1 protein-coding gene is annotated in these 2,010 nt (G+C 70.9%); it reads left to right on the forward strand.

Annotated elements, in window-relative coordinates; translation table 11 throughout:
- Nucleotides 1–2,010: Rne/Rng family ribonuclease (locus ACWELJ_RS34020; protein ID WP_452370161.1), on the forward strand; the 2,010-nt coding region annotated here is incomplete at both ends.

Consider the following 2,010-nt stretch of genomic DNA (forward strand, 5'->3'; position numbering starts at 1 on the left):
GGCCGGGGCGAGCAGCACGGTGACGCCGACGGCGAGGACGTCGAGGAGTCCGAGACCGAGGACGAGTCGGCCGAGTCCGCCGAGACCGAGACCGCCGACGAGGACGACGACGCGGGCGTGCCCGAGGGTTCGAGCAGCCGTCGCCGCCGTCGCCGTCGTCGCCGCAAGGGCGGGGACGACAACGAGCCCGAGGTGTCCGACGACGATCCGCCGAACACCGTCGTGCACGAGCGCGAGCCGCGCAGCAAGCGCCGCGCCCAGGTCGACGAGGTGCAGGGCATCAGCGGTTCGACCCGCCTGGAGGCCAAGCGCCAGCGCCGCCGCGACGGTCGCGAGGCCGGCCGCCGCCGGCCGCCGATCCTGACCGAGTCGGAGTTCCTGGCCCGCCGCGAGGCCGTGGACCGGGTGATGGTGGTGCGCGAGAAGCACTTCGCCGATCACCCCGCCTCCACCACCCAGGTGGCGGTGCTCGAGGACAACATCCTGGTCGAGCACTTCGTGACCTCCACGGGCTCGGCGTCCATGGTCGGCAATGTGTACCTGGGCAAGGTGCAGAACGTGCTGCCGTCGATGGAGGCCGCATTCGTCGATATCGGCCGCGGCCGCAATGGCGTGCTGTACGCGGGCGAGGTGAACTGGGAGGCCGCCGGTCTGGGCGGCAAGGAGCGCAAGATCGAGCAGGCGCTCAAGCCCGGTGACACCGTGCTGGTGCAGGTGTCGAAGGATCCGGTGGGCCACAAGGGCGCTCGCCTGACCACCCAGATCAGCCTGGCCGGTCGCTTCCTGGTGTATGTGCCGGGCGGTTCGTCGACCGGTATCTCCCGCAAGCTGCCCGACACCGAGCGCAAGCGGCTCAAGGAGATCCTGCGCGACATCGTGCCGCAGGACGCGGGCGTCATCATCCGCACCGCCTCGGAGGGCGTCTCCGAGACCGAGCTGGCCCGCGATGTCGAACGGCTGCAGGCCACCTGGCGCACCATCGAGGAGCAGTCCAAGAACGGCTCCGGCGCGCCCAAGACCCTCTACGAAGAGCCGGACCTGCTGGTCAAGGTGGTTCGCGACCTGTTCAACGAGGACTTCTCGAAGCTGGTCATCGAGGGCGAGCGTGCCTGGACGACGGTCGAGAACTACGTCCGCACGGTCGCTCCCGACATGCTGGCCCGGGTCGAGCGCTACGACAACAACGGCGTCGACGTGTTCGGCAGCCTGCGCATCGACGAGCAGCTGGCCAAGGCCCTGGATCGCAAGGTGTGGCTGCCCTCGGGCGGCACCCTGGTGATCGACCGCACCGAGGCGATGACCGTCATCGACGTCAATACCGGCAAGTTCACCGGGTCGGGCGGGTCCAACCTCGAGGAGACGGTGACCCGCAACAACCTGGAGGCGGCCGAGGAGATCGTGCGCCAGATGCGGTTGCGCGATATCGGCGGCATGATCGTGGTCGACTTCATCGACATGGTCCTGGAGTCCAACCGCGACCTGGTGCTGCGCCGCCTCACCGAGGCGCTGGGCCGCGACCGCACCCGCCACCAGGTCTCCGAGGTCACCTCGCTGGGCCTGGTCCAGATGACCCGCAAGAAGCTGGGCACCGGCCTGGTCGAGGCGTTCTCCACCACCTGCGAGACCTGCCACGGCCGCGGCATCCTGGTGCACAACTACCCGGTCGAGTCCTCGGCGCCGGCCGGGGACAGCGGCGAGGGCGTGAGCCGTCGCGAGGGTTCGCGCCGTCGTCGCAAGGACCGCAACGCGGCCGCCGCCGAGACCGCCCCGGCCGTCGAGCCGGTGGCCGAGGAACCGGCCGAGAAGCACGAGGACCAGGCGGAGAAGGCCGAGAAGGCCGCCACCAAGCGGGCTCACCCGGTCGCGCTGGCGATGGCCGCCCACGCCGAGCACCCCGACGAGGAGGGTGTCGCCGAGGGCGCGCCGCTCACCAACGGCTCCGCCGCCGCGGCGGTGACCGAGGTCGCCGCCCTGGACGCGGCGGTCTCGACCAGCTCGGCGGCCTCGGCC

It is taken from the genome of Nocardia sp. NPDC004582 (assembly GCF_053602115.1).